22 protein-coding genes and 1 pseudogene are annotated in these 21,135 nt (G+C 70.2%); 10 read left to right on the top strand and 13 right to left on the bottom strand.

The window, feature by feature from the left end; all coding sequences use genetic code 11:
• The first annotated feature begins 235 nt into the window (after positions 1-235).
• The 3 genes from ACWEV3_RS30150 to ACWEV3_RS30160 all read left to right on the top strand — a co-directional run bounded on the left by ACWEV3_RS30150 (position 236) and on the right by ACWEV3_RS30160 (position 3,770).
• Positions 236-1,717: a chlorohydrolase family protein gene (locus ACWEV3_RS30150; protein ID WP_452617108.1), complete on the top strand. Its 1,482-nt coding sequence runs from the start codon at positions 236-238 to the stop codon at positions 1,715-1,717.
• 143 nt (positions 1,718-1,860) lie between these two features.
• Positions 1,861-2,553, top strand: a complete 693-nt coding sequence (locus ACWEV3_RS30155) for a GntR family transcriptional regulator (protein ID WP_132488535.1) — start codon at positions 1,861-1,863, stop codon at positions 2,551-2,553.
• Complete coding sequence (locus ACWEV3_RS30160) at positions 2,550-3,770, top strand: amidohydrolase (protein ID WP_452617109.1); 1,221 nt, start codon at positions 2,550-2,552, stop codon at positions 3,768-3,770. The genes ACWEV3_RS30155 and ACWEV3_RS30160 overlap by 4 nt, the downstream gene beginning before the upstream one ends.
• Before the next feature lie 248 nt (positions 3,771-4,018).
• Here ACWEV3_RS30160 and ACWEV3_RS30165 read toward each other — a convergent pair whose 3' ends face one another.
• A complete protein-coding gene (locus tag ACWEV3_RS30165; RefSeq protein ID WP_452617110.1) occupies positions 4,019-4,942 on the bottom strand; it encodes a helix-turn-helix domain-containing protein in 924 nt (307 codons plus the stop codon).
• A 189-nt stretch (positions 4,943-5,131) separates the two neighbouring features.
• Between ACWEV3_RS30165 and ACWEV3_RS30170 the strand changes: the two genes are divergently transcribed.
• Entirely contained in the window at positions 5,132-5,380 is a 249-nt protein-coding gene (locus tag ACWEV3_RS30170; RefSeq protein WP_452617111.1) for a hypothetical protein, read from the top strand.
• Positions 5,377-6,753 (top strand): serine hydrolase, encoded by a 1,377-nt coding sequence (locus ACWEV3_RS30175; RefSeq protein WP_452617112.1) that lies wholly within the window; start codon positions 5,377-5,379, stop codon positions 6,751-6,753. Before ACWEV3_RS30170 ends, ACWEV3_RS30175 begins: the two co-directional genes overlap by 4 nt.
• A gap of 15 nt (positions 6,754-6,768) precedes the next feature.
• Here the strand turns inward: ACWEV3_RS30175 and ACWEV3_RS30180 are convergent, their stop codons facing one another.
• From ACWEV3_RS30180 to ACWEV3_RS30200, 5 genes are all read right to left on the bottom strand, one after another.
• Complete coding sequence (locus tag ACWEV3_RS30180) at positions 6,769-6,894, bottom strand: hypothetical protein (protein ID WP_452617113.1); 126 nt, start codon at positions 6,892-6,894, stop codon at positions 6,769-6,771.
• Between the two features lie 115 nt (positions 6,895-7,009).
• Complete coding sequence (locus ACWEV3_RS30185) at positions 7,010-9,583, bottom strand: DUF7737 domain-containing protein (RefSeq protein WP_452617114.1); 2,574 nt, start codon at positions 9,581-9,583, stop codon at positions 7,010-7,012.
• A 2-nt stretch (positions 9,584-9,585) separates the two neighbouring features.
• Positions 9,586-10,008 (bottom strand): hypothetical protein, encoded by a 423-nt coding sequence (locus ACWEV3_RS30190; protein WP_452617115.1) that lies wholly within the window; start codon positions 10,006-10,008, stop codon positions 9,586-9,588.
• Between the two features lie 268 nt (positions 10,009-10,276).
• Positions 10,277-11,242: a phosphotriesterase family protein gene (locus ACWEV3_RS30195; protein WP_452617116.1), complete on the bottom strand. Its 966-nt coding sequence runs from the start codon at positions 11,240-11,242 to the stop codon at positions 10,277-10,279.
• Positions 11,243-11,253: 11 nt separating this feature from the next.
• Positions 11,254-12,537 (bottom strand): MFS transporter, encoded by a 1,284-nt coding sequence (locus ACWEV3_RS30200; RefSeq protein ID WP_452617117.1) that lies wholly within the window; start codon positions 12,535-12,537, stop codon positions 11,254-11,256.
• A 180-nt stretch (positions 12,538-12,717) separates the two neighbouring features.
• Between ACWEV3_RS30200 and ACWEV3_RS30205 the strand changes: the two genes are divergently transcribed.
• Positions 12,718-13,467 (top strand): MerR family transcriptional regulator, encoded by a 750-nt coding sequence (locus ACWEV3_RS30205; RefSeq protein WP_452617118.1) that lies wholly within the window; start codon positions 12,718-12,720, stop codon positions 13,465-13,467.
• A gap of 68 nt (positions 13,468-13,535) precedes the next feature.
• Complete coding sequence (locus ACWEV3_RS30210) at positions 13,536-14,699, top strand: alpha/beta hydrolase (RefSeq protein ID WP_452617119.1); 1,164 nt, start codon at positions 13,536-13,538, stop codon at positions 14,697-14,699.
• Positions 14,700-14,720: 21 nt separating this feature from the next.
• Here ACWEV3_RS30210 and ACWEV3_RS30215 read toward each other — a convergent pair whose 3' ends face one another.
• Complete coding sequence (locus tag ACWEV3_RS30215) at positions 14,721-15,218, bottom strand: MarR family winged helix-turn-helix transcriptional regulator (RefSeq protein ID WP_452617120.1); 498 nt, start codon at positions 15,216-15,218, stop codon at positions 14,721-14,723.
• A gap of 69 nt (positions 15,219-15,287) precedes the next feature.
• Here ACWEV3_RS30215 and ACWEV3_RS30220 point away from each other — a divergent pair, with 69 nt between their 5' ends.
• The gene (locus tag ACWEV3_RS30220) at positions 15,288-15,779 is read left to right on the top strand and encodes a hypothetical protein (RefSeq protein WP_452617121.1); all 492 of its coding nucleotides are present in this window, start codon (positions 15,288-15,290) and stop codon (positions 15,777-15,779) included.
• Between the two features lie 216 nt (positions 15,780-15,995).
• Here the strand turns inward: ACWEV3_RS30220 and ACWEV3_RS30225 are convergent, their stop codons facing one another.
• Positions 15,996-16,730: an AraC family transcriptional regulator gene (locus ACWEV3_RS30225; RefSeq protein WP_452617122.1), complete on the bottom strand. Its 735-nt coding sequence runs from the start codon at positions 16,728-16,730 to the stop codon at positions 15,996-15,998.
• Positions 16,731-16,791: 61 nt separating this feature from the next.
• On the opposite strand from ACWEV3_RS30225, the gene ACWEV3_RS30230 reads away from it, so the two are divergent.
• Positions 16,792-17,373, top strand: coding sequence for a TIGR03086 family metal-binding protein (locus tag ACWEV3_RS30230; RefSeq protein ID WP_452617123.1), 582 nt, complete (start codon positions 16,792-16,794; stop codon positions 17,371-17,373).
• A 129-nt stretch (positions 17,374-17,502) separates the two neighbouring features.
• Here the strand turns inward: ACWEV3_RS30230 and ACWEV3_RS30235 are convergent, their stop codons facing one another.
• The 5 genes and pseudogenes from ACWEV3_RS30235 to ACWEV3_RS30255 form a co-directional block, all read right to left on the bottom strand.
• Positions 17,503-18,009, bottom strand: a complete 507-nt coding sequence (locus ACWEV3_RS30235) for a methylated-DNA--[protein]-cysteine S-methyltransferase (RefSeq protein ID WP_452617124.1) — start codon at positions 18,007-18,009, stop codon at positions 17,503-17,505.
• A 13-nt stretch (positions 18,010-18,022) separates the two neighbouring features.
• Entirely contained in the window at positions 18,023-19,489 is a 1,467-nt protein-coding gene (locus tag ACWEV3_RS30240; protein WP_452617125.1) for an AlkA N-terminal domain-containing protein, read from the bottom strand.
• A gap of 66 nt (positions 19,490-19,555) precedes the next feature.
• Positions 19,556-19,702, bottom strand: a pseudogene (locus tag ACWEV3_RS30245) (DUF397 domain-containing protein); the annotation flags it as partial.
• Between the two features lie 13 nt (positions 19,703-19,715).
• Positions 19,716-19,901: a DUF397 domain-containing protein gene (locus tag ACWEV3_RS30250; RefSeq protein ID WP_452617126.1), complete on the bottom strand. Its 186-nt coding sequence runs from the start codon at positions 19,899-19,901 to the stop codon at positions 19,716-19,718.
• 5 nt (positions 19,902-19,906) lie between these two features.
• Complete coding sequence (locus ACWEV3_RS30255; RefSeq protein ID WP_452617127.1) at positions 19,907-20,743, bottom strand: helix-turn-helix domain-containing protein; 837 nt, start codon at positions 20,741-20,743, stop codon at positions 19,907-19,909.
• A gap of 106 nt (positions 20,744-20,849) precedes the next feature.
• Here ACWEV3_RS30255 and ACWEV3_RS30260 point away from each other — a divergent pair, with 106 nt between their 5' ends.
• A complete protein-coding gene (locus ACWEV3_RS30260) occupies positions 20,850-21,110 on the top strand; it encodes a zinc finger protein (RefSeq protein ID WP_452617128.1) in 261 nt (86 codons plus the stop codon).
• The last annotated feature ends 25 nt before the right edge of the window (positions 21,111-21,135 follow it).

The raw sequence follows: 21,135 nt of genomic DNA on the forward strand, positions 1-21,135 counted from the left end.
CTAGCTGGTATACCGACGGGAGAGTAAAGAGCTGTTCCCGGAATAGCCAGATCGGACGAGCGAAGAGTTACCTCGGCTTAACATTTGCCGATTGAGCTAGGCGTTTACCGCTGCGGAACACCCTCCGGCCGCCTCGCTCGGCCGGCTCCACCGAAAAGACCGTTCGCATTTGGTATGCCAAATGCTAGTGTCGGGGCACTTCCAGGCCACCGAGAACCGAGCCCGAGGAGATCTCATGCGCACGCGTTGGCGGGCCAGCCACATCCTCGCCCACCAGGACGGACACCACGCGCTCCTGCGCGACGGCGAAGTGGTCTGGGAGGACGACGTGATCGTCCACGTCGGCCACGGCTACGAGGGGCCCATCGACGCCGAACTCGACCTGGGCGAATCGCTGGTGCTGCCCGGCCTCATCGACCTGGACGCCCTCACCGACATCGACCACCTGGTGCTCGACTCCTGGCCGACGCCGGAGCGGGCCGACGGGCTCCAGTGGTCGCTGGACTACTTCCAGCACCGGCGCCGCGACGTGTTCACCCCCGAGGAACGCGCGACGATCCGCGAGTACGCCCTGGTGCAGCTCGCCCTGCACGGCATCACCACGTACATGCCGATCGCCTCGGAGATCCACAGCTCGTGGGCCGAGCCCTACGACGAGCTCGTCACCATGACCGAGACCTCGCGCAAGCTGGGCCTGCGCGCCTACCTCGGCCCCGCCTACCGCTCGGGCGTGAACGTCGCGCTGCCGGAGGGCGGTCGCGACGTGGCGTTCGACGAGGAACGCGGGCGCGCCGGGCTGCAGGACGCGGTGCGGTTCCTCGACCACGTCGCCGGGCTCGCCGACCCGCTGGTGACCGGTGTCCTCCTGCCCTGCCGCATCGAAACGATCACCGAAGAGCTCATGCGCGAGACCGCCGCCACCGCCCGGCAGCGCGACGCGATCGTGCGGCTGCACTGCCTGCAGGGCCTGCTCGAACGCGACCTCGTCGAGCGCCAGCACGGCGTCACGCCGCTGGAGATGCTCGAACGCACCGGGCTCCTCGACACCCACCTGCTCGTGCCGCACGGCCTGGTCACCGACCGGCACCCCGATGTCCACGGCGAAGACCGGGGCGATCTCGCGAAGCTCGCGGCGGCGGGCGTGTCGATCGTGCACTGCCCGCAGACGTCCCTGCGCTACGGGAAGGTGCTGCACACCTTCGGCACGTACCGGGACGCGGGCATCAACCTGTGCCTGGGCACCGACTCCTTCCCGCCGGACCTGATCCGGGGCATGGACGTCGGCACCCACCTGGCGAAGGTCCTGGAAGACCGGTTCGACGCCGCGCCCGCCGAGGACTACCTCGACGCCGCCACCCTCGGCGGCGCGCGGGCGCTGGGCCGCGGCGACCTCGGCCGGCTGGAGCCGGGCGCCCAGGCCGACGTGGTGGCGTTCCGCATCGACGACATCCGCGACGGCGTGCTGGACGACCCGGTGCGCACCTTCCTGCTCAACGGAACCGCGCGGCAGGCGACGCACTCGGTCGTCGCGGGCCGGACCGTCATGGCGGACTCCCGCATCCCCGGCGTCGACCTCGAAGACCTGCGGAAACGCGCGCAACTGCTGTTCGAGAAGATGCGCGAGGCCTACTCCGAGCGCGACGTGCAGCGGCGACCGGCGGCGGAGCTGTTCCCGCCGACGTACCCGGCGTTCACGACCGGGGATCCGGTCGGATGACAGTTTCAATTGAAACTGCGGTCAACCGGCGTTCCCGGCGGGAGGTTTCAATTGAAACTGCTGATCACCAGCGGGCCGGGGCCGGCGTTCTCCCCCGGCATGCGTCGAAGCCGCGGCCGCGTCGCCGCGCGTAGGGTCGGCCCATGACCGGTCCAGCTGCCACCGATCGCCGCCAGGGCCCGGACCTCGGGCCGTCCACCGCGGTCCGCGCCGCGGACGAGATCCGCCGCCGGATCTTCGCGGGTGAGTACGCGCCCGGCGATCGGCTTCGCGAGCGCGATCTCTCCGAGGCGCTCAGCATCTCCCGCATCCCGGTGCGCGAGGCGCTGGCGCGGCTCGAAGCCGACGGCTTCGTCGTGGCGTCGCCCCGCCGCGGCGCCACCGTCCGCGCCCTCACGCTCAAGGACGTCGACGAGCTCTTCGACCTGCGGCTGAGCCTGGAGGTGATGGCGGCGCGCCGGGCCGCCGAAGCCGTTGCGGCGGGCGGCGGCGGAACGCGGCTGCGGGAGCTCATGGACGCCGCCGAGGACGCGACGCGGCGCGGCGACGCCGACGAGATCCCGGCCGCCAACACCGCGTTGCACGCCGAGATCGTCGCGATGACCGGGAACCGGATGCTGGAGAACGCGCTCAAGCCCTCGCTCGGGCTGATGCAGTGGCTGTTCACCATGACCTCGGATCGCGACATGCGCGTGCAGTGCGCCGAGCACAAGGACATCTGCCAAGCCATCTACGCGGGCAACGCCGATCTGGCGGCGGCGCTCGCGTTCTCGCACATCGAGCTGGGCCGGGCGCCCTCGCTGGCCAGCCTCGCCGACGTACTGCCCGCGACGTGACCGGAGAGCCAATGCTGATCACCAACGTGCGCCCGTGGGGCGGCGAACCCTCGGACATCGAGATCCAGGACGGGCGGATCACCGCCATCACCCCGCACGCCGCGCAGGCCGACCGCGCCGACGCCGTCGACGGCCGCGGGCGGCTCGCCCTGCCGTCGTTCTCCGACGTGCACTGCCACCTCGACTCGACCCGGATCGGCCTGCCGTTCCGCCCGCACACCGGCAGCCCGGGCATCTGGCCGATGGTCATGAACGACCGCGAGAACTGGCGCGACGCCGAGTGGAGCGTCGCCGAACGCGCCACCTACACGCTCCGCCGCATGATCGAGCAGGGCACGACCCGCGTGCGCAGCTACGCGCAGATCGACGCGGACTGCAAGCTGGAGCGGTTCGAGGGCGTGCTGGCCGCGAAGGAAGCGCACCGCGACCGCTGCGACGTCGAGATCATCGCGTTCCCGCAGGCCGGTCTGCTGCGGGAGAAGGGCGTGCCGCCGCTGATCGACGAGGCGCTCTCGTCGGGGGCCGCCGTGGTCGGCGGCATCGACCCGTGCACGCTCGACCGGGATCCGGTGCGCCACCTGGACGTCCTGTTCGGGCTGGCGGAGAAGCACCAGGCGCCGATCGACGTCCACCTGCACGAGCCCGGCGAGCTCGGCGTGTTCTCGACCGACCTGATCCTGGAGCGAACCCGCGCCCTCGGCATGGCCGGGCAGGTCACCATCTCCCACGCCTACAGCCTCGGCAGCGTTTCCGAGGCCACCACCCGGCGGCTGATCGCGGAGTTCGCCGAGCTGGACATCTCGATGGCCACCGTCGCGCCCGCGCGGCACCACTCGCTGCCGCTGGCCGAGCTCACCGCCGCCGGTGTCCGTGTCGGGCTCGGCGAGGACGGCCAGCGCGACTACTGGTCGCCGTACGGCAACGCCGACATGCTCGACCGCACGTGGCAGCTCGCGTTCACCAACCAGTTCCGCGCCGACGAGCTCATCGAGCACTGCTACGCGGTGGCCTCCCGCGGCGGCGCGTCGATCCTCGACCGCTCGCTGCCGCGCGTCGCGTCGGTCGCCGACCGGCCCGGCCTCGCCATCGGTGAGCAGGGCGATCTGCTGCTCGTCGACGGCGAAACCGTGACCTCCACCGTGATGGACCGCGGCCGCGACCGCACGGTGATCCACAACGGCCGCGTGGTCGCCGACGGCGGAAGCCTGACCGAGTAAGAGCCGGCGACGGCGCGGCGTGCCCCCCGCCGTGCCGTCGGTCCTGCGCCGCCGAGGGACGCATCCCCGACGGCGGTTTCGCGCGAAAACGGCGTTCGGCACGCGTGGCCGTGGCGGTTTCGCGCGAAACCGCCAGGATCACGCCCCCTGGGTGACGTGCTCGGAGGGGCCCAGGTGCTCACGGCGTCCGGCGCGGGAAGCGCCCGAGCCGGCCCGCGCATGCCACGCCGCGGCGCCCATAGCGAGACTCACTTTTCGAGTGCTGCGCGTTGCGCCGGGCTCAGGCGGTCCGGTCTCGTGGTGAGGACGTACGTCTCGGGCCCGCTGGCCCGCAGGGCGAGGGGGTCGGCGATCACCGGTTGGCGCTGGATCGCGTCCAGCGCGGCGGTGGCACGCTCCCGGGGCCAGTCGAGCGCCGTGGTCAGCGCGTCCAGGGTGAGCGGCCGGCCGGCGTGCACGAGGGCGGCGAGCACGGTCAGCGCGTCGTGCACGACGGCCTCGGTGAGAGTGCTGCCGCTCATCTGCTCGCTGAGCCGGGCGAAGAACCGGCCCATCTTGCCGAGTCGGGCGCCGGCGGTCGTGTCGGCGCCGAAGATCTCGATGCCCCGCTGTGCGGCGGTCGCGATCTCGCCGTGCGCGCCGGTGTCGGCCTGCCACGCCCGGAGCCAGACGTCGTCGTCGATGGCGTACCGCTCGCGGCGCCCACCGGGATCCTGTTGGCGCACCACCAATTCCATGGCTTCGAGGTAGCCGATGGACTTGGACACCGACGCCGGGCTGACCTGCAGCCGGTGCACCAGGTCGGCTGCCGTCAGGCCGTCGGCGTCGGCGGTGAGCAGGCAGACGAACACCCGGGCGGTCATCCGGGGCAGGCCGGTCGCGGCCAGCCGGGCCGCGAACTGGTCCACGAAGCCGCGCGCCGCCTCGGTCGGCTGCCCGTCGGTCGCCGGCTCGGCCGGCCGGGCCGGCTTGCGCCGGCGGGCGCGGTGGCCGGCGGCCTGCTGCGCGTGGTCGGCCAGGTAGTCGCCCGATGCGGCGTTTCGCGCCACCTCGCGGCTGATCGTGGACGTCGGCCGGCCGAGCCGACGGCCGATCTCCGCGTAACCGAGCCCGTCGGCCAGCCACGCCGCGATCCGCCGGCGGTCCTCGTGGGTCAGCCTGCCTCCTGGCACCGGCACACCTCCTCTTGCATTCATCGACAGTACATTGCAACACCCCGGCCCGAACAGTTGCATTTGCTTTCAATTCTGTTGCAACGATTGGTCTGTTACTGCTGTTTTGTGCATGCATTCCGTTGACTGATTGCGAAACGCAACGTAGCTTTTCCTCATTCGGAAAGAGAGGGAACAACGATGCACGTAATGGCCGTGTCGACCGTCTCGGACGACGGCAAGTTCTGGGGTGGCCTGAAGACGGCGCACGCCAAGCTCCCCAAGGGCGCCAAGTGGAAGCTGGCGGTCGCGAGCAAGGACGGGGCCAAAGCGGTCAACGTCATCGACCACGACTCCATCGATGCCGTTCGGGACTTCTTCGAGGCGCACACCGGCGCCCATGCCACGACGGAGTACTTCGAAGCGGACGCCGCGAACGCGGTCGGTCTCCCGCGATGACGATCGACGTGCCGCGGATTCGAGCCCGGGTCGCGGAACTCCTGGCGGAGTACGGCATCCCGAGCGCCGCGATCGGTGTGCTCCACGGCGGAGAACTCGCCGAGCTCGCGGTCGGCGTCAAGAACGTGGAAACGCGGGAACCCGTTGCGACGGACACCGTTTACCAGTGCGGCTCCATGACCAAGACGTGGACCGCGCTGGCCTTCATGCAGCTCGTCGACGAGGGGAAGGTCGATCTGGACGAGCCGGTGCGGACCTGTCTGCCCGGTTTCAAGGTTGCCGATCCGGAGGCGAGCGCCACGGTCACCCCGCGGCACCTGCTGTGCCACACCAACGGTATCGAGGAAGCCTACGGCGATCCGGGCGAAGAAGACGACGTCTACGAGCGCATGGTCGAGAACATCGCCGGCGCGCCCCAGGTCTTCCCGGTCGGCCGCACCCACGGTTACAGCGCGGCGCTCGGTTACGCGATCCTCGCGCGGATCCTGGAGGTGCACGACGGCAAGCGCTGGGACGACGTCATGCGGGATCGCCTCTTCGATCCCATGGGGCTGACCAGCACGAGCAGCCGACGAGAGCAGGTGGACGAATCCCGGGCCGCGACCGGGCACCTGATCCGTTCTCTGGAAGAGGGCCCCATCGTCACCCCGGTGGACTACCTGCCGCGTGCCTTCGGCCCCGGCGGGGGCATCACCTCGACGCCCCGCGAGGTGCTCGCAATGGCGCACGTCCTGCTCGACGAAGGCAAGGCGGCGAACGGAAAGCGGATCGTCTCGGCCGAGAGCATCCGGGAGATGATGCGTTCGCGGGTGCCCGTGCCGGATCCGCACATGTTCGGGCCGGAATGGGCGCTCGGTCTGATCGTGTGCGACTGGCACGGCGAAACCGTCTACGCGGCCGACGGCAGCACGATCGGCCAGAACGCCCGGCTGCGGATCCTGCCGGACTCGGGCACCGCCATCACGATGCTGACCAACGGCGGGCCGCGGGAAAGCTTCTACCGCGAGGTGTTCAACGAGATCCTGACCGACCTCGGCACGGTCACCGTCCCGGACCTGCCCGCACCGGACACGACGCGGAACCTCGACCTGTCCAGCTACGTCGGCGTCTACGAGCGCCCCGGCGCACGCTACGAGGTGTCGAGCGAAGGCGGGAAGCTGCACCTGACCCTGGTCCTCGACCCGACGCAGGCGGAGTTTCTCCAGAAGCCGGACCGCATCAGGTATGAACTGCTCCCGGTGAGCGAGACGAATTTCCTGATGCCACCGGCGGATCCCTTGGAGGACACCCAGACGGTCGCGATCTACGACTTCGCGGACGGCGCTACCCGATATCTCCACACCAACTGCCGGGTGCACCCGCGATCGGGGTGACCGCGCGGACCTCGTTCACGTCGCCTGGCGTTGAAAGCGGCGTTCCAGGGCCGTGCCGATCTCGGTGGCGTCGCGTTTGCGGGTCTCGGGCACGTAGCGGATAACCACACCGGTCCGGATATCGACCGCGCCAGCGGCCAACCTGCCCTTGGGACAATCTCATCTCCGGGCCGATGTCGGGATCGGCCTGCGCTCGGGTGATCGGTCCTCGCTGTCCGAGTGGTTGCGAGTAGGCGGATTCTCCTTGCCCGCCACGTCAAGTAGCGGCCTTGCCGGTGAGGGAATCGAGCTGAGTCAGGATCGACGGATCGCTGATCTTCTCGTCTTCGGCGAGCAGGAGCACCTTGCTCAAAATGATGCTCGTCATCCGGTCCTCGTCGGCGAACGGCAGGAACAGCCGTCGGTGCGCCGTGGCGCCGAACGAGGCGGGCACCACGCAAAGGTGGCCGGCCGGGGCGATGTGGATGCTGCCGCTGGTCAGATGCACCCGGTAGGTCGCCCGGGTGCCGCGTACCACGGCCGAGTGCCCCTCGACGGTGACCTGGGTCAGCCCCAGGTCGGCGATGAGCGCCGCGAGCACCTGCGTCCGACTCGCCGCCTGCGTCGGCGATAGGTACTCCTCCGGCTGGGCGCCGGCGACCGACACCGCAAGGTCCAGGTCTCGCATGACCTCGGAGAACACCACGAGTGGCACGTCGACCAGCGGCACTGGGGTGCCGCCGACGCTGCCCGAGCCGGTCGAGGCGCCGTAGCGGCCCGGGCCGCGGTCGCCGCCGGTCAGGAAGCGGATCTCGCCGACATGGACATCGCCCATCCCGAAGTAGCCGTGGAAATCGCAGCGCAGCGCGGCGATGAGGCCGTCGCCGACGGTGCGGGTCGCCTGGTGGTCGTCGTACTCGCCGTGGATGAACCAGCCCCGACCGGACAGCAACTGGCCCGCCACCCTGCCGTTGACCGTCTGACCGGCGAACCGCCGCGACACGTCGTCCGCCTCGCGTTCCGCCGGAGTGAGCACGTACAACTCCCGGAACGCCTGCTTGACCGGTTGCCGGAGCCGACGCCGCACGATCTCCGCCTGCCAGTCGGCGAGCACCCCCAGCTCGTGCAATTCGACCGGGTGGACGGCGGTGACCGGGCCGGTGATGTCGACCTGGTCGAGCAGGTCGATCACGCCTGCCCGGTCTCGCCAGAGCAACGCGGGCAGCATCGCCGCACCAGCCGGCAGTGACAGCAGTCGGGCCAGTTCGTCAGGCGCCAGCGTCCCGGCGGTAGCGACCAGCCGCTCCACCAGCCCGGTCCGCATCCGGCGAGCCTGGTCCCGCAGTCGCTCCTGGTGCTCGCGCAACTCCTGGTAGCCGGGGTCGGCGCGGACGGCGGTCGGCACCGACTTCAGCGTCTTGCCCGCCCGGCTGACCGTCATCGCCGGGTCGGCACCGTCGAACCGCAACGCAATCCGGTAGTCGCCGACCTCCGCCTCCATGGAGGTCTCGATGGCGATGCGCGCCTCGCAGTCCCATTCGAGACGGCTCGCCTCCGGAACTCCGGCTACCTGCGCCAAGTGGTCGAGAGCGACCGCGATCGCGGCGGCGTGGCTGTGTCTGCGGTTCGGACCGAGCTTGGCGCCCTTCTTCGCGGACTCGCGCAACGCCAGGTAGCGATCGAGGACCGTCTCGTCCGAAGCCAGGGGCAGCATCCCGAATGCGGCGATACCCTGCAGCGCATTGTGCTTGACGCGCTTCAGCACCTGGGCACGGTTCCACCCCATGACCGCGGAGACCAGCTCGTTCGGTTCGAGCTCCAGCAGGCGCCGGGCGGCGTCCACACCGGCGTCCTCGATCGCGGCGAGGAGGGCGGCTCGGTCCTGGCGGGTCGCTTCGCCGACCGGCATCGCCCGGATCAGGCGCAGCAACGGCGCGGCGCGTTCCAAGCCGAACAGCGGAAGCAGCGCGTCGGCGTCACCCGCACGCAGCCGCCACCCGAATGCTCGGCGCTGCTCCTCCACCGGCCGATCCCGCAGCAAGTCGAGCAGGGCGGCGCATTCCGCGTCGGTGAGTTCCGCCGCGCCGAGGTGGTCGGCCACCCGTTCGTCGCCGTGCCACGTCAGCGCCGCCCGAACGAACCGCAGGCCGCGCGGTACCAGCACCTTGGGCAGCTCGTCCCAGTCGGCCGGGGCTGGTGCGGAGACGAGCCGCCAGGTCAGCGCGTCCACATGGTTCCGCACGGCGCCCGCGCAGGCCAGCGGCGGCGCGGTCGCATCACCGGTCGGCGCTTGGCCGATGATGGCGTAGCCGAGGTAGCGGTCATCGGTGAAAGCCCGTTCGACCACGGCGGCGTCGAGGGCACCGGCCCGGTGCAGCCCGTCGAGAATCCGCGCCACGGTCTCCCTGCAAAGGGTGCCCAGCGGGGTGCAGATGAGCACCCGCAGCAGGCGGGTGTCGGTGGCGGCAATGGCCCGCTCCGCCACCTCGTCCAACAACAGCAGGTGCCGGACGTCGCGCCCGAGAAAGGCAGCGAGCAGGGCTTTCCGATGAGCCGTCGGCCACGGCGCATCCAGCAGGCCGGTGATGTCGTCCGGCCGGTCGACAGGGAAGCCGGCGTCGTAGAGCTCGTCCAGCTCCGCGACGATATCGGCCACGTGCGGTGCCAGGTTCCCGATCGTCTGGTCTTCGCCCTGCCTGATCCGGAGCCGGATCACCTCGGCGGTATCCCGCAGGCCCGCCACGTCGCCGGCCTTCACCGCGACCCGCGCCCGGTCCACCAGCCGCCACAGCGCCTCGCGATGTTCGTGGACGACGTCGATGTAGATCTCTGGTACGGATCGCTCCACCACGATCAGCCTCCCGCCAGCGCGACCAGCCGCAGGAACACGACCGGCTCACCCAGCCGAAGCGTGACCTCTTCGTCCAAGCCGACGACCTGCCGTCCGCCGACGAAGACCACGAACGTGCCCCGGGCGAAGGCCCGGTGCGCCCGCGCAGCCTCCGTGGTCACGTCCGGGTCCGCCGACGCCCGCCGCGGCAACCTGATCGCACCGGTGCAGGTCTGCTCCCGGAGATCGTCGTTGGACAGGTACTGACGGTCGAGGACGCGCCGACAACGCGCCGCGTCGGCGCGCAACTCCCGGATCTGCTCCTCGACGGCGTGCCGGATCAGCTCCCGCACCGTCGTGCGATCGCCGACCAGCCGTACCAGCACCGCCGGCACGTCAGCGCCAGACGCGCCGGGCACCCGGCTGCGCACCTCGATGTCGACCATGGCCGCCACCATAGAACAGCGCCCTGTCAGGAATTGGCCACAGTGGAATACGCGGCGTTACCGCTCGGCGCCTCCTGATGCGTGACGCCTCCTTGGTCTGCCGACAGCTTTGCTGCGCGTCGGCATTTGGTGCAGCCTGGCTCGGCTTTGACGCGGTTTCCAGGTGTGGTGGGCCAGATGTGTCCGCGGTGGCAACGCCACCGGCATCGAACGCTGGAGTAGGTTCTCGACGAACTCGGTGGCGATCTCGGGGTGTCGGTCGGCCGGTTCAGCCGCAGAGCAGTCGGGCCGGGTTGTCCTCGGTGATCCGCTCGAACTCCCCGTCGTCGATCCCCGCCTCTCGCAAGGCGTCCCGGAAAGTCGTCTGCAGGAACGTGTAGCCGGTGCCGCCGTATGCGCTGAGCTGGGATTTCACGCAGACGTCGTGGGAGAGCAGGATCTGGTCGAGATGTCCCGCTCGCGCGAGCTCGACCACCAGCGCCACGCGCCGCCGCACCTCGTGCGGGTTCGCCGTGAAGATGGTGTCGATCCCGACGTAGGCCCCGCGCCGCGCGATTTCCAGCGCGTAGCCCGGCTTCTCGACCAGGTCGCAGTGCCCGATCGCGATCCGCTCCGGCGCGACGTCCTCCGCCGCGAGCAGGTCGAGCTGCGGCAGCCCGACCGGCCAGCGCGCCGCGTGGGTGTAGATCGCCGCGCCGGTTGCGCGGTGGGCGCGGGCGGCGGCCCGGAAGGAGCGCTCCTCCGCCGCCGAGATGTACCACTTGTCGGCGCCGATCTCGCCGATGATGCCGGCCCGGGTGCCGGTCCCCGGGAAGCCTTCGGTCAGGTCCCGGACCAGCAGCTCGGCGATCTGGTCCGGGTCGTGCCGGTCGAACCAGTCCCGGTCCAGGAACGGGTCGCGGTAGTGCCCGGTGCCCAGCACCACGTTCAGCCCGGCGGCCTTCGCGACGCGCGCGACGGCCAGGACGTTCTCCGGGTCTCGGGTGTCGCCTGCGGCGTCGCTGCGGGGATCCGGGGCGGCTCCGACGGTCAGTTCCGCGGAGGTGAGGTCCACGATCGTGCCGCCGCCGAGTTCGGCGAACGCGCCGACTTCCGCGGTGACCAGCCGCTCGTCGGTGATCAGACCGTCGCCGCGGCGCTCGCGGAGCAGGTTGATGAACAGGTGCTCGTGCGGCAGGGTCGGGCCGAGCCGGTCGCGGTCGACCGGACCGGATGTGGTCATCGCGCTGGGCATGCTGATTCCTCTCAGGCCACCGATTCGAGTTGGCGCGCTTGGCTTTTCGCCCCCATGCGGCGCTGCGCGGCCAGGCTGCCGAGCAGGCTCCACACCGCGATCGCGAGCAGCAGCGTCGCCGCGGGCCAGGAAGCGTTGCCGGACAGCACGAGCAGCTGGGTGGCGAAGTACGGCAGCAGGCCGCCGACCACCCCGGCGAGGTTGACGCCCATCGCGACGCCCGTGTAGCGCAGCGACGGCGGGAAGATCGACGCGATCAGGGTGCCCAGCGCAGCGTAGGTGATGGTGAGCATGCCGATCCCGACGGCCGCGCCCAGCACCACCAGCACCGGGGACCGCGTGTCGACCAGCAGGAACACCGGGAAGGCGGTGATCGCCGAGAGCAGCGAGCCGACCACGCACATCCGGCCGGGGCCGAACCGGTCGGCCAGCCGGGCGCTCAGCGCCATCACCGGGAACTCCAGCGCCGCCGGGATCAGCGTCGCCGCGAGCATCACGTGCCTGGGCATGCCCAGCGCGGTCGTGCCGTAACCGACCAGGAACGTCGTCAGCAGGTACAGGCCGCCGGTGTTGGCGATGGTCGCCGACAACGCGATCACCACCTCCCGCCAATGGCCCCGCAGCACCGCCAGGACGGGCACCTTCTCCCGGGATTCCCTTTCGAACAAGGGGGATTCCTCGATCCGGCGCCGGACCTGGAAGCCGACCAGCAGCAGCGCGAACGAAACCAGGAACGGGACCCGCCAGCCCCACGCCACGAACTGCTCCTCCGGCAGCAGCGTCGCCAGCGCCATCGCGCCGCTGGACAGCAGCGTCCCCGCCGGCGCCCCGTACTGCGGCATCGCGCCGTACCAGCCGCGCCGCCCCTCTGGCGCGTGCTCGACCGCCATGAGCGTCGCGCCGGACCACTCGCCGGCCGCCGAAAGCCCTTGCAGGCAGCGCAGAACGGCGAGCAGCAGCGGGGCCATGAAGCCGATCTGCTGATATCCCGGCAGCAGGCCGATCGCACCGGTGGACAGGCCCATGATCAGCAGGGTGGCGGTCAGCGCCCGGCGGCGGCCGAGGCGGTCGCCGATGTGCCCGAACAGGATCCCGCCCAGCGGCCGGACGACGAAGCCGACCGCGAACGTGAGGAAGGAGGCGATCAGGGCGGTGCCCGGATCGAGGTCGGGGAAGAAGACGCGGTCGAAGACCAGTGCGGCCGCCGCGCCGAAGAGGAAGTAGTCGTACCACTCCAACGCCGTGCCGATGAACGCCGCGGAAGCGACTCGCCGCAGTTCTCCGGTGCCGTGCATCCCATCACTCCCGCCGCGAGCCCGATCCGATCGGAGCTCATCCGTCGATCGATCGATCGAGTAGCAGGGATCGTAAGGCGGCCGGTCGAGAGCCGCAAGACCCGCCTCCACGCATCCACAGTGGATTCCTCCGGGGCAGGTGTTGAACCTGACGTAGCGGGAGGTCCTAGTGTCGTTCCCGTGACCGGAACCGGGGGCGAGAAGCAGCCGCTGTGGAGCGTTGGGGCGCTGGCCAGGGCGACCGGCCTGACCGTGCGCACGCTGCACCACTACGACGAGCTCGGGCTGCTGCGGGCCGGCGAGCGAACCCGGTCCGGGCACCGCCGGTACACCGAGCACGACCTGCAGCGGCTCTACCAGATCCGGCTGCTGCGGCAGCTGGGGATGTCGCTGGAGGAGATCGGCGATGTGCTGGCCGATCCCGCCGCGCTGCGCGAGGTGCTCGCCGGCCACCTCGACCAGCTCGACGAGCAGGCCAGTCGGCTGGACGCGCTGCGGAGCCGGACCAGGAACCTGCTGGAGCAGCTGGACGGCTCGTGGCGCCCGGAGAGCGGCGAGTTCCTCACCGCGCTGGGCCGGATGACCACGATCGACCAGTACATCACCGACGAGCAGCAGGCCGCCCTGGACGAACGCGCCGACGCGCTCGGCACGGAGGGCAGGAAGCTGCTGGACGCGGAATGGCCGCTGGTGGCGGCGAAGCTGGTGCGGCACTGCCTGGCCGACGACCCGGTGGACGATCCCGAGGTGCAGCGCACCACGCGGCGACTGTTCGAACTCGGCGACCTGTTCACCGGCGACGACCCCGCGATCCTGCAGTCGATGCTCGACTTCCTCCGGGAACGCGCTGTCCCAGACGGGGGCTTCGTGTTCGGCGAGGACTTCTTGGACTACCTGGACCGCGCCTACGCGGTCCTGCGGAAGAGCTGAAACCAGCAGAAGCCCGAACGGAAGTTGCGGGCTCGACCTGTCATGCCCTGAGAACGGAAGGGGAAAACATGTTGCGCACAACGACGATCCTCACCGCCGCGCTGCTGCTCGCCGCCGGCGCCACCACCGCGCACGCGGAGCCGACGACCTTGCGGCTACCGGCGCCAACCGGCCCGCACCGGCTCGGCACCACGATGCTGCATCTGGTCGACCACGACCGGACCGACCCGTGGAACGGCACCGCCAGGGAACTGATGGTCACGGTGTTCTACCCCGCGAGCACGGTCCGCGGATACCCGGTCGCACCGCAGCTGACGCCCGCGGCGGCGGAGGCGTTCGAGGGCGTCGACCCGGTCTACCTGCATCCGGAGCTGCCGGACGGGGGCGTGGACTGGGCGGCCACCGCGACCCACTCGCACACCGGCGCGCCCGCGCAGCCCGTCGCGCGTCCGGTGCTGCTCTACAGCCCGGGCGGCGCCGACCCGCGAACCATCGGCACCGGGCTCGCCGAAGAACTCGCCAGCCACGGCAACGTCGTGGTGACCATCGACCACCCCGGCGAAACCAGCGAGGTCGAATTCCCCGGCGGCCGGGTGCGCACGATCGACGTCCCGGGCGATCCCCGGACCGACCCGCAGCTGTTCCGCACCATGCTCGACACCCGGGTCGCCGACACCCGGTTCGTCCTGGACCGGCTGGGCGACCTGGCCGCCGGGCGGAACCCCGACGCGGAAGCTCGCGCGCTGCCCGAAAACCTCGGGCGGGCGCTGGACCTGCGGAGGGTCGGCGCGTACGGCCACTCCGCGGGCGGCGCGACGGTGGCCGAGGCGCTGTACGAGGACCGGCGCATCGACGCCGCCGTCAACATGGAGGGCTACCTCGACTACCCGCCGGAACAACCCGGCCAGGACGGCGAACTGCTCCCGGTGGCCCGGGACGGCGTGGACCGGCCGTTGCTTTTGCTGGGCACCGACGGCTTCCGCGACGAGCGCTTCGAGCGCACCTGGACGGCGATGCTCGCCCACCGGGGATGCACCCGCCGGGAACAGCTCGACAACGCCACGCACTGGGTGTTCACCGACTACGGCGCCCAAGCGCCCCAGCTCCAGGACGCCGGGCTGATGAGCGCCGAGGACCGGGCGAAGCTGGTCGGCGCGATCGACCCGGCCGAATCGGTGCCCGCGATCCGCGACCACGTGCGCACGTTCTTCGCACGACACCTACCCAGCTGACGAACGATGGGTCCACTGTGGTCAGTCGCTGGCCATCTCCCGCTCTTCATCTGCCCAGGCAGAGAGCCCGGCGAGGAAACCTGCTCGGTCGCTCGCCGAGAGCTTCGACATCGCCCGCACCAGCGGCGCGCAGCGGATGGCGACGAACTCCTCGTACACCGCCCGAACGCCCGGCGGGAAGGACACCAGGGTCCGCCTGCGGTTGGCGGGGTCTTCCTCGCGCACGACGAGCCCGGACCGGCCGAGCGCGCCGACCAGTTCGCTCACGGTCGACAGCGACAGCCGCAGCCGCTTCGCGAGCTCGCTGACGCTCGCCGGCTCCCCGGCCATGAGCTGGGTGAGCACCGCGCCGTGACGCGCGCTCAGGCCGTACTCCTCAAAGGTTGTGCGCAGCTGTTCGGGCATCTCGCTGCGCACGCGCCGGAACGACGCCGCGATCAGCGGGATCTGGCCGAGCACCAGCAATTCCGCCGAAGTCGGGCGCGGCGCGTCGGGACTCGTCTCGGGCGTTGCGGTCACGGCGCCATGATATCTATGTTTGGAGATCCAAACTAATCTGATTTCCGAAGCAACCCGGAGGGAGCTCCCATGCACAGCACGGTGCTGGCCGTCCACGTCACCCTCGCCCTGCTGCTCACCGTCATGCTCGGCGTGCAGACCGCCGAGCTCAGCCGACTCCGCCGCGACGCGGCCGGGCAGCGCACGCCCGGACTCGAGGTGCTGGTGAACGTGATACCGCTGGTCAACGTCCTGGTCGCGGCCAGCGGCGGAATCCTGCTGCGGCAGGGCTCCGAGGTCGGTGCCTGGGTCGCGGCCGGGATCGTCTCCAGCATCTCGATCCTGGCGACCTCGATCTACACGAGCAGGCTGCTGCGCCGGCCGGGCCGGCTCTCCCGCCAGGCGAACGCGGGAACCGCGGCGGTCCAGTGGGGCGCACCGGCGTTCACCCTGGCCGGCGCGTTCCTCATGGCGGCCCGCCCGATGGACTTCGCGGTCGCGTTCGCGCCGGTGGCGCTGGCCGTCGTGGTCACCGCCGCGGCGTACTTCCGCGCCACCAGCGCCAGCCCCGCGAGCGCATGAGACCTGCCCGGCTGGGTTGCTGACCGCTACCGCCTGCGAGGCCGAAGCACCCGGTGACCCTCGACAGCCGTTTCCGACGGCGGCAGGCAGTGCGATACGAAACTCCACAGTGGACATATCACGGACCGCCCAGGGGATTCCGTACGCGGCCGCTGGCACCCCAGGCTTCTCACGAAGTCGCCGCTCCGGGGGTGGCGATTTCGCGCGAAATCGCCACTAGCACCGCTCGGCGTACCAGGTGGGAGGTTCGCCGAACATGTCCTTGAAGTCCCGGGCGAAGTGCGCCTGGTCGGCGTAGCCGAGTTCGGCCGCGAGCGCCGCCCAGTTCCCCTCCCCCATCCGCTCGGTCGCCTCGCGCAGCCGGTAGCGGCGGATCACCCACTTCGGCCCGATCCCGACGTACTCCGCGAACAGCCGCTGCAGCCGCCGGACGCTCGTGCCGAGCTCATCGGCGAGCGCGTCGACCCTGGTGATCTGCGGTTCCGCGGCGATCATCGCGACGATTTCCGCGGCCTCGTCCGCCTTCGGGTCGGGCCGCGGCGAGCGAGCCCGGAGGAACCGCTCGACCTCGGCCACATCCGGCGCGTCCGGCAAGTCCGGGCCGAAGATCTCGCGCGCGTCGATCGACCGGTCCGTGATCGTCGAGACCGACGCGCCGAGGAACGGCCGGAAGCAGCCGGGCCGGAACGCCACCCCGAACACCCCGCTGCGGCCCTCCAGCACCCTGGTCTGGTGGCCGCTGAAGACGCCGTTCACGGTCGCGCCGCCGTCCTGGAACGTCAGGTGCACGTTCGGGAAGGGCACGATCAGCTGCCGGTAGGGCTCGCGGTAGTCCCAGGAAACGACCCAGTAGCGCTCGACGTGGCGGGCGAGGTCCGGTGACGGGGCGTGGGTGGCGTGGCGCTGGTACTTCGTCCACGCACCCCCGAGTCCGCGGGCGTCCCTGGTCACGGGTGGATCCTATGTCGCGTTCGTTCAAGACGTCGGCCGCCCGCCGTGCTTGTCTGGGGCCATGTCCGAAGCACAGTTCCTGACCCGCGCGGCCGCATCGCTGCGGGAAATCGTTCGCAACATCAAGCCCGACCAGCTCGACGCCCCGACGCCGTGCGCCGAGTACGACGTGCGCAAGCTGGTGAACCACCTGCTGTTCTGGGGGCCGTCGCTGGAGGCCGCCGCGCGCAAGGAGACGGTGCCGCCGCCCGCCGAAGCCGAGCAGGACCTCGACCTGACCGGCGGCGACTGGGCCGCGGACCTGGTGGCACTGCTGGACCGCACCGCGGGCTCCTGGAGCGAGCCGGCCGCGTGGGAGGGCACCACGCACATGGGCGGCTCGACGGAACTGCCCGCCTCGCTGGTCGGCGGCATGATCGTGGTGGAACTGGTGGTGCACGGCTGGGACCTGGCGAAGGCCACCGGACAGCGCGTGGCACCGGACGACGACGTCCTCGACTACGTGCACGGCGAGGTCGCGAAAACCGCCGACCAGGGCCGGGAGATGGGCGTCTACGACACCGAGGTCACCGTCCCGGCATCGGCGTCCACACTGGACCGAATCCTCGGCATGACCGGACGGAACCCCGCCTGGACGCCGTGACCGGCCTACCGGAAGCTTCCAGGTTTACGCTGGTCACTCCGCCCGTGAGTGTTTTGGGGTGCTATAACGCCCCAAAACACTCACGGGAGCCGCAGAGCGAACCGACGTCACGCACCGCCCGGCGCGCGACTAGAAATCGAACGCCGCCTGCGCGCCTGTGGTGTTGCGCCGCTCGAAGTCGAGCAGGTGCTGCTTCCGGCCCAGCCCACCGCCGTAGCCGGTCAGGTTGCCGTTGGAGCCGACGACGCGGTGGCAGGGCACGATGATGCCGATCGGGTTCTTGCCGTTGGCCAGGCCGACGGCCCGCGAGGCGCTGGGCTTGCCGATCCACTCGGCCAGCTCGCCGTAGGAAATCGTTTCGCCGTAGGGGATTTCGCACAGGGCTGCCCACACGGCGCGTTGGAACGGGGTTCCGGCCGGCGCCATCGTCAGGTCGAACTCGCTGCGCTGCCCCGCGAAGTACTCGCCCAGCTGCTCGATCACCGGCCCGAACGGCGCGGCGTCCGGCTCGCCGAAGTTCTCCTCGGGCGGGCGATGGCGCTGGTCTTCCATGTAGAGACCGGTCAGGGCCCCGTCGACGGCGACGAGGGTGAGCGGTCCGACCGGACTGTCGATGACGGTCTTCACCGATTGCACGGAAATCCTCTCCTCAGGCGGGAAGCCGGTTGATCGCGTGGTTGCCGGTCGCCCACAGGTATTGCACGGCGTATGCGCGCCAGGGGCGCCAAGCGGCCGCATGCCGGGTCAGCGCCGCGGGCGTCGAGGGCAGCCCCAGGTTACGGGCGGCGTACCGGATGCCGAGGTCGGTGGGCACGAAGGCATCGGGATCGCCGAGGGCGCGCATGGCGACCGTCTCGACGGTCCACGGGCCGAAACCCGGCAGCTCGGCGAGCTGGGCGCGGGTCCGGTGCCAGTCGCTGCCGACGCTCAGGTCGATGCCGCCGGCGGCCAGGGCGCCGATCAGAGTGGTGATCGTCTTCCGCCGCGACTGCGGGAAGGCAAGCGTCTCCGGGTCGAGCTCGGCCAGCGCCGCCGCGTCCGGGAAGAGGTGAGTCAGCCCGCCCGCCGGGTCGTCGACGGGCTCGCCGTGGGCGGTGACCAGCCGCGCGGCGTGCGTCCGGGCCGCAGCGGTGGAAACCTGCTGCCCGAGCACGGCCCGCACCGCGAACTCGGCGGCGTCGACGGTCCGCGGCACCCGCCGCCCCGGCTCCTTCTCGACCAGCGGCGCGAGCACCGGATCCGCGCGCAGGAGATCGTCGACGGCGACCGGATCGGCGTCGAGGTCGAGCAGCCAGCGGCATCGGGTGATGGCGGCCGACAGATCCCGCAGATCGGTCAGGGTCAGCCGGCAGTCGATGTACTCGGGCTGCGGCCGGAGCGTGACGACGCCGTGCCCGTGCGGCAGGCGCAAGGTGCGGCGATAAGCCCCGTCGCGCCACTCCTCGACCCCGGGCACGGCGGTGGCGGCGAGATGCCCGAAGAGGTTGTCCGGGCACAACGGCGCCCGGAACGGCAACCGCAACACCAACGATCCGGCGGCGGCCGGTTGCCGCTTCGAAGCGCGCGCCCGCAACTCGGTCGGGACGAGCCCGAAGACCTCGCGCACGGTGTCGTTGAACGTCCGCACGCTGGCGAAACCAGCGGCGAACGCGACATCGCTCATGGGCACAGACGTAGTCTCGATCAGCAGCCGCGCTGTCTGCGCGCGCTGCGCCCTGGCCAGCGCAAGTGGCCCGGCCCCGAGCTCGGCCAGCAGCTGCCGCTGGATCTGCCGCACGCTGTACCCCAGCCGCGCGGCGAGCCCGGGAACGCCTTCCCGGTCGACGACGCCATCAGCGATCAACCGCATCGCCCGGCCAACCAGGTCGGCCCGCTCGTTCCACTGCGGCGAGCCGGGGCTGGCATCCGGCCGGCACCGCTTGCAGGCGCGGAACCCGGCCTGCTGAGCGGCGGCGGCGCTCGGGTAGAACCGCATGTTCTCCACCTTGGGAGGCACCACCGGACAGCTGGGCCGGCAGTAGATCCCGGTGCTGATCACGGCGGTGAAGAACCACCCGTCGAACCGAGAGTCCTTCGACTGAACGGCCCGAACACACCGCCCCACATCCTCATGCATACAAACCAGCATCACGGCGGCAGCGACCCGACGCTAGCGGAAAAACGACATCAACGTGCTCGCCGCTCAGCCTCCACGCCTGGCCCTTCGCTCGACACCGTCACAAGCCAGGTTCATAGTCCTCAACGCCGAGACGAGCGCCGACCACTGCGACAGCCCGAACACCAGCACGGCCCCGCCTCGATCCTTTGAGTCCCTGACCCCGACAAAATCTGCTGCCCACGGTTCAGCCGAAGCGCTCCGCCTTGACGGCGGTCAGGAAAGATCCCCAGGCCTGCGGCTGGAAGACCAACGTCCCCCCGTCCCGGTCCTTGGTATCCCGCACCCCGACCACGTCGGTGCCGGTGCCGACCTCGACGCAGTCCGACTGGCTCGCGCTGTGGCTGGACTTCCGCCAGGTCTGGAACGCCATGACTCTCACCCCTCTAGCTCGTCAGCCCGCGTTGCGATCAGCTTCGCCGAATCTGCAGGACTCAACGCCACCCGTTGGAGTGTATCCAGCACTTTCTCGTAATCGGCAACGTCAGCGGGCTCGTCCAGGAACGCGCCCAGCCTGCGCTGCTCCAGGTGGACGATCGAGCGGGCCTTCGGGAACTCAAGCAGGACGAAGGAGCCTTCGAGCCCAGGATGGGTTGCGACTTCTTCCGGGATGACTTGGATGGTCACGTTTCGACGCCTGGCCATCTTCAAGATGTGGCGCAGTTGTTCCGCCATCACGCGCGGCCCTCCGACAACTCGCCGAAGCACGCTTGCGTCGATGAGAGCGTGGAACACGACAGGAGTGGGCTTGGTGAGAATCTCCTGTCGTCCAATGCGAATAGCAACGCGCGCCTCGATGTCGGCAGCGTCGACACCGCTGCCGCGCATTACGGCGCGCACGTAGTCACTCGTTTGCAGCAGTCCTGGAACCAGGACCATGCCGAGACAGCCGATCTGGCTTGCGTCACGCTCGAACTCCAGCAAGCCGGTGAGCTGCTTCGGCAAGCCCGGAACACCGGTCTCCCACCAGCCGGGCTGATCCTGTTCGCGCACAAGCTTCAGTAGGCGGTTACGGTCCTCACCTGTCACGCCGAGTATGGCGAGGATCGCGGACACGTCAGCTTCGGTGACTGCCTTCGCGCCGCTCTCGATGCGACTCATCGTCGCCTTGGACAGGCCGAGTCGCTTCGCGACCTCCTCCTGCTTGTAGCCGCTCCCGTTCCGGAGCTGTCGCAGTTCGGCTCCCAAGCCTCGTGCGCGAGCACTGCCATTCATGCTGAGCAGCCTAGATCGTCCGCTCGGGTCGCTGGTTCACCCAAAACGGGAATAGATCAGTTTCAGAAACTGCCGATAAATTCTGAGAACCACCAAGGAGGCTTCGATGTCCGACTACTTGACCTACATCTGGCGCCCGGTCACGGGAGGCCGCCACGCTTTCCCCATCACAGCAACGAAAACCCCTACCGGAAAGCCGGTGGTGGCGTTCTGCGGAGCAGAAGCGGACGCAGCAGAGCTGCACGACCGCTCCGAAGTGGACTGGATCCGCGAAGACACCTGCATGCACTGCTGGCGACAGATCACCGCCAGGTGGTCGCGAGTGGCTGTGGCCGCTAGAGCAGCCACAACCACTCACGACCACTGACCAGCGGAAACATCAACAATAGGGA

This window comes from Saccharopolyspora sp. NPDC003752, from assembly GCF_053605825.1.

What these genes read in the sequence shown, in the direction of transcription:
- ACWEV3_RS30150 (WP_452617108.1), top strand. Translation starts at nt 236, where the DNA reads ATGCGCACGCGTTGGCGGGCCAGCCACATCCTCGCCCACCAGGACGGA.
- ACWEV3_RS30155 (WP_132488535.1), top strand. Translation starts at nt 1,861, where the DNA reads ATGACCGGTCCAGCTGCCACCGATCGCCGCCAGGGCCCGGACCTCGGG.
- ACWEV3_RS30170 (WP_452617111.1), top strand. Translation starts at nt 5,132, where the DNA reads ATGGCCGTGTCGACCGTCTCGGACGACGGCAAGTTCTGGGGTGGCCTG.
- ACWEV3_RS30175 (WP_452617112.1), top strand. Translation starts at nt 5,377, where the DNA reads ATGACGATCGACGTGCCGCGGATTCGAGCCCGGGTCGCGGAACTCCTG.
- ACWEV3_RS30190 (WP_452617115.1), bottom strand. Translation starts at nt 10,008, where the DNA reads ATGGTCGACATCGAGGTGCGCAGCCGGGTGCCCGGCGCGTCTGGCGCT.
- ACWEV3_RS30195 (WP_452617116.1), bottom strand. Translation starts at nt 11,242, where the DNA reads ATGCCCAGCGCGATGACCACATCCGGTCCGGTCGACCGCGACCGGCTC.
- ACWEV3_RS30200 (WP_452617117.1), bottom strand. Translation starts at nt 12,537, where the DNA reads ATGCACGGCACCGGAGAACTGCGGCGAGTCGCTTCCGCGGCGTTCATC.
- ACWEV3_RS30210 (WP_452617119.1), top strand. Translation starts at nt 13,536, where the DNA reads ATGTTGCGCACAACGACGATCCTCACCGCCGCGCTGCTGCTCGCCGCC.
- ACWEV3_RS30220 (WP_452617121.1), top strand. Translation starts at nt 15,288, where the DNA reads ATGCACAGCACGGTGCTGGCCGTCCACGTCACCCTCGCCCTGCTGCTC.
- ACWEV3_RS30230 (WP_452617123.1), top strand. Translation starts at nt 16,792, where the DNA reads ATGTCCGAAGCACAGTTCCTGACCCGCGCGGCCGCATCGCTGCGGGAA.
- ACWEV3_RS30240 (WP_452617125.1), bottom strand. Translation starts at nt 19,489, where the DNA reads ATGCATGAGGATGTGGGGCGGTGTGTTCGGGCCGTTCAGTCGAAGGAC.
- ACWEV3_RS30250 (WP_452617126.1), bottom strand. Translation starts at nt 19,901, where the DNA reads ATGGCGTTCCAGACCTGGCGGAAGTCCAGCCACAGCGCGAGCCAGTCG.
- ACWEV3_RS30255 (WP_452617127.1), bottom strand. Translation starts at nt 20,743, where the DNA reads ATGAATGGCAGTGCTCGCGCACGAGGCTTGGGAGCCGAACTGCGACAG.
- ACWEV3_RS30260 (WP_452617128.1), top strand. Translation starts at nt 20,850, where the DNA reads ATGTCCGACTACTTGACCTACATCTGGCGCCCGGTCACGGGAGGCCGC.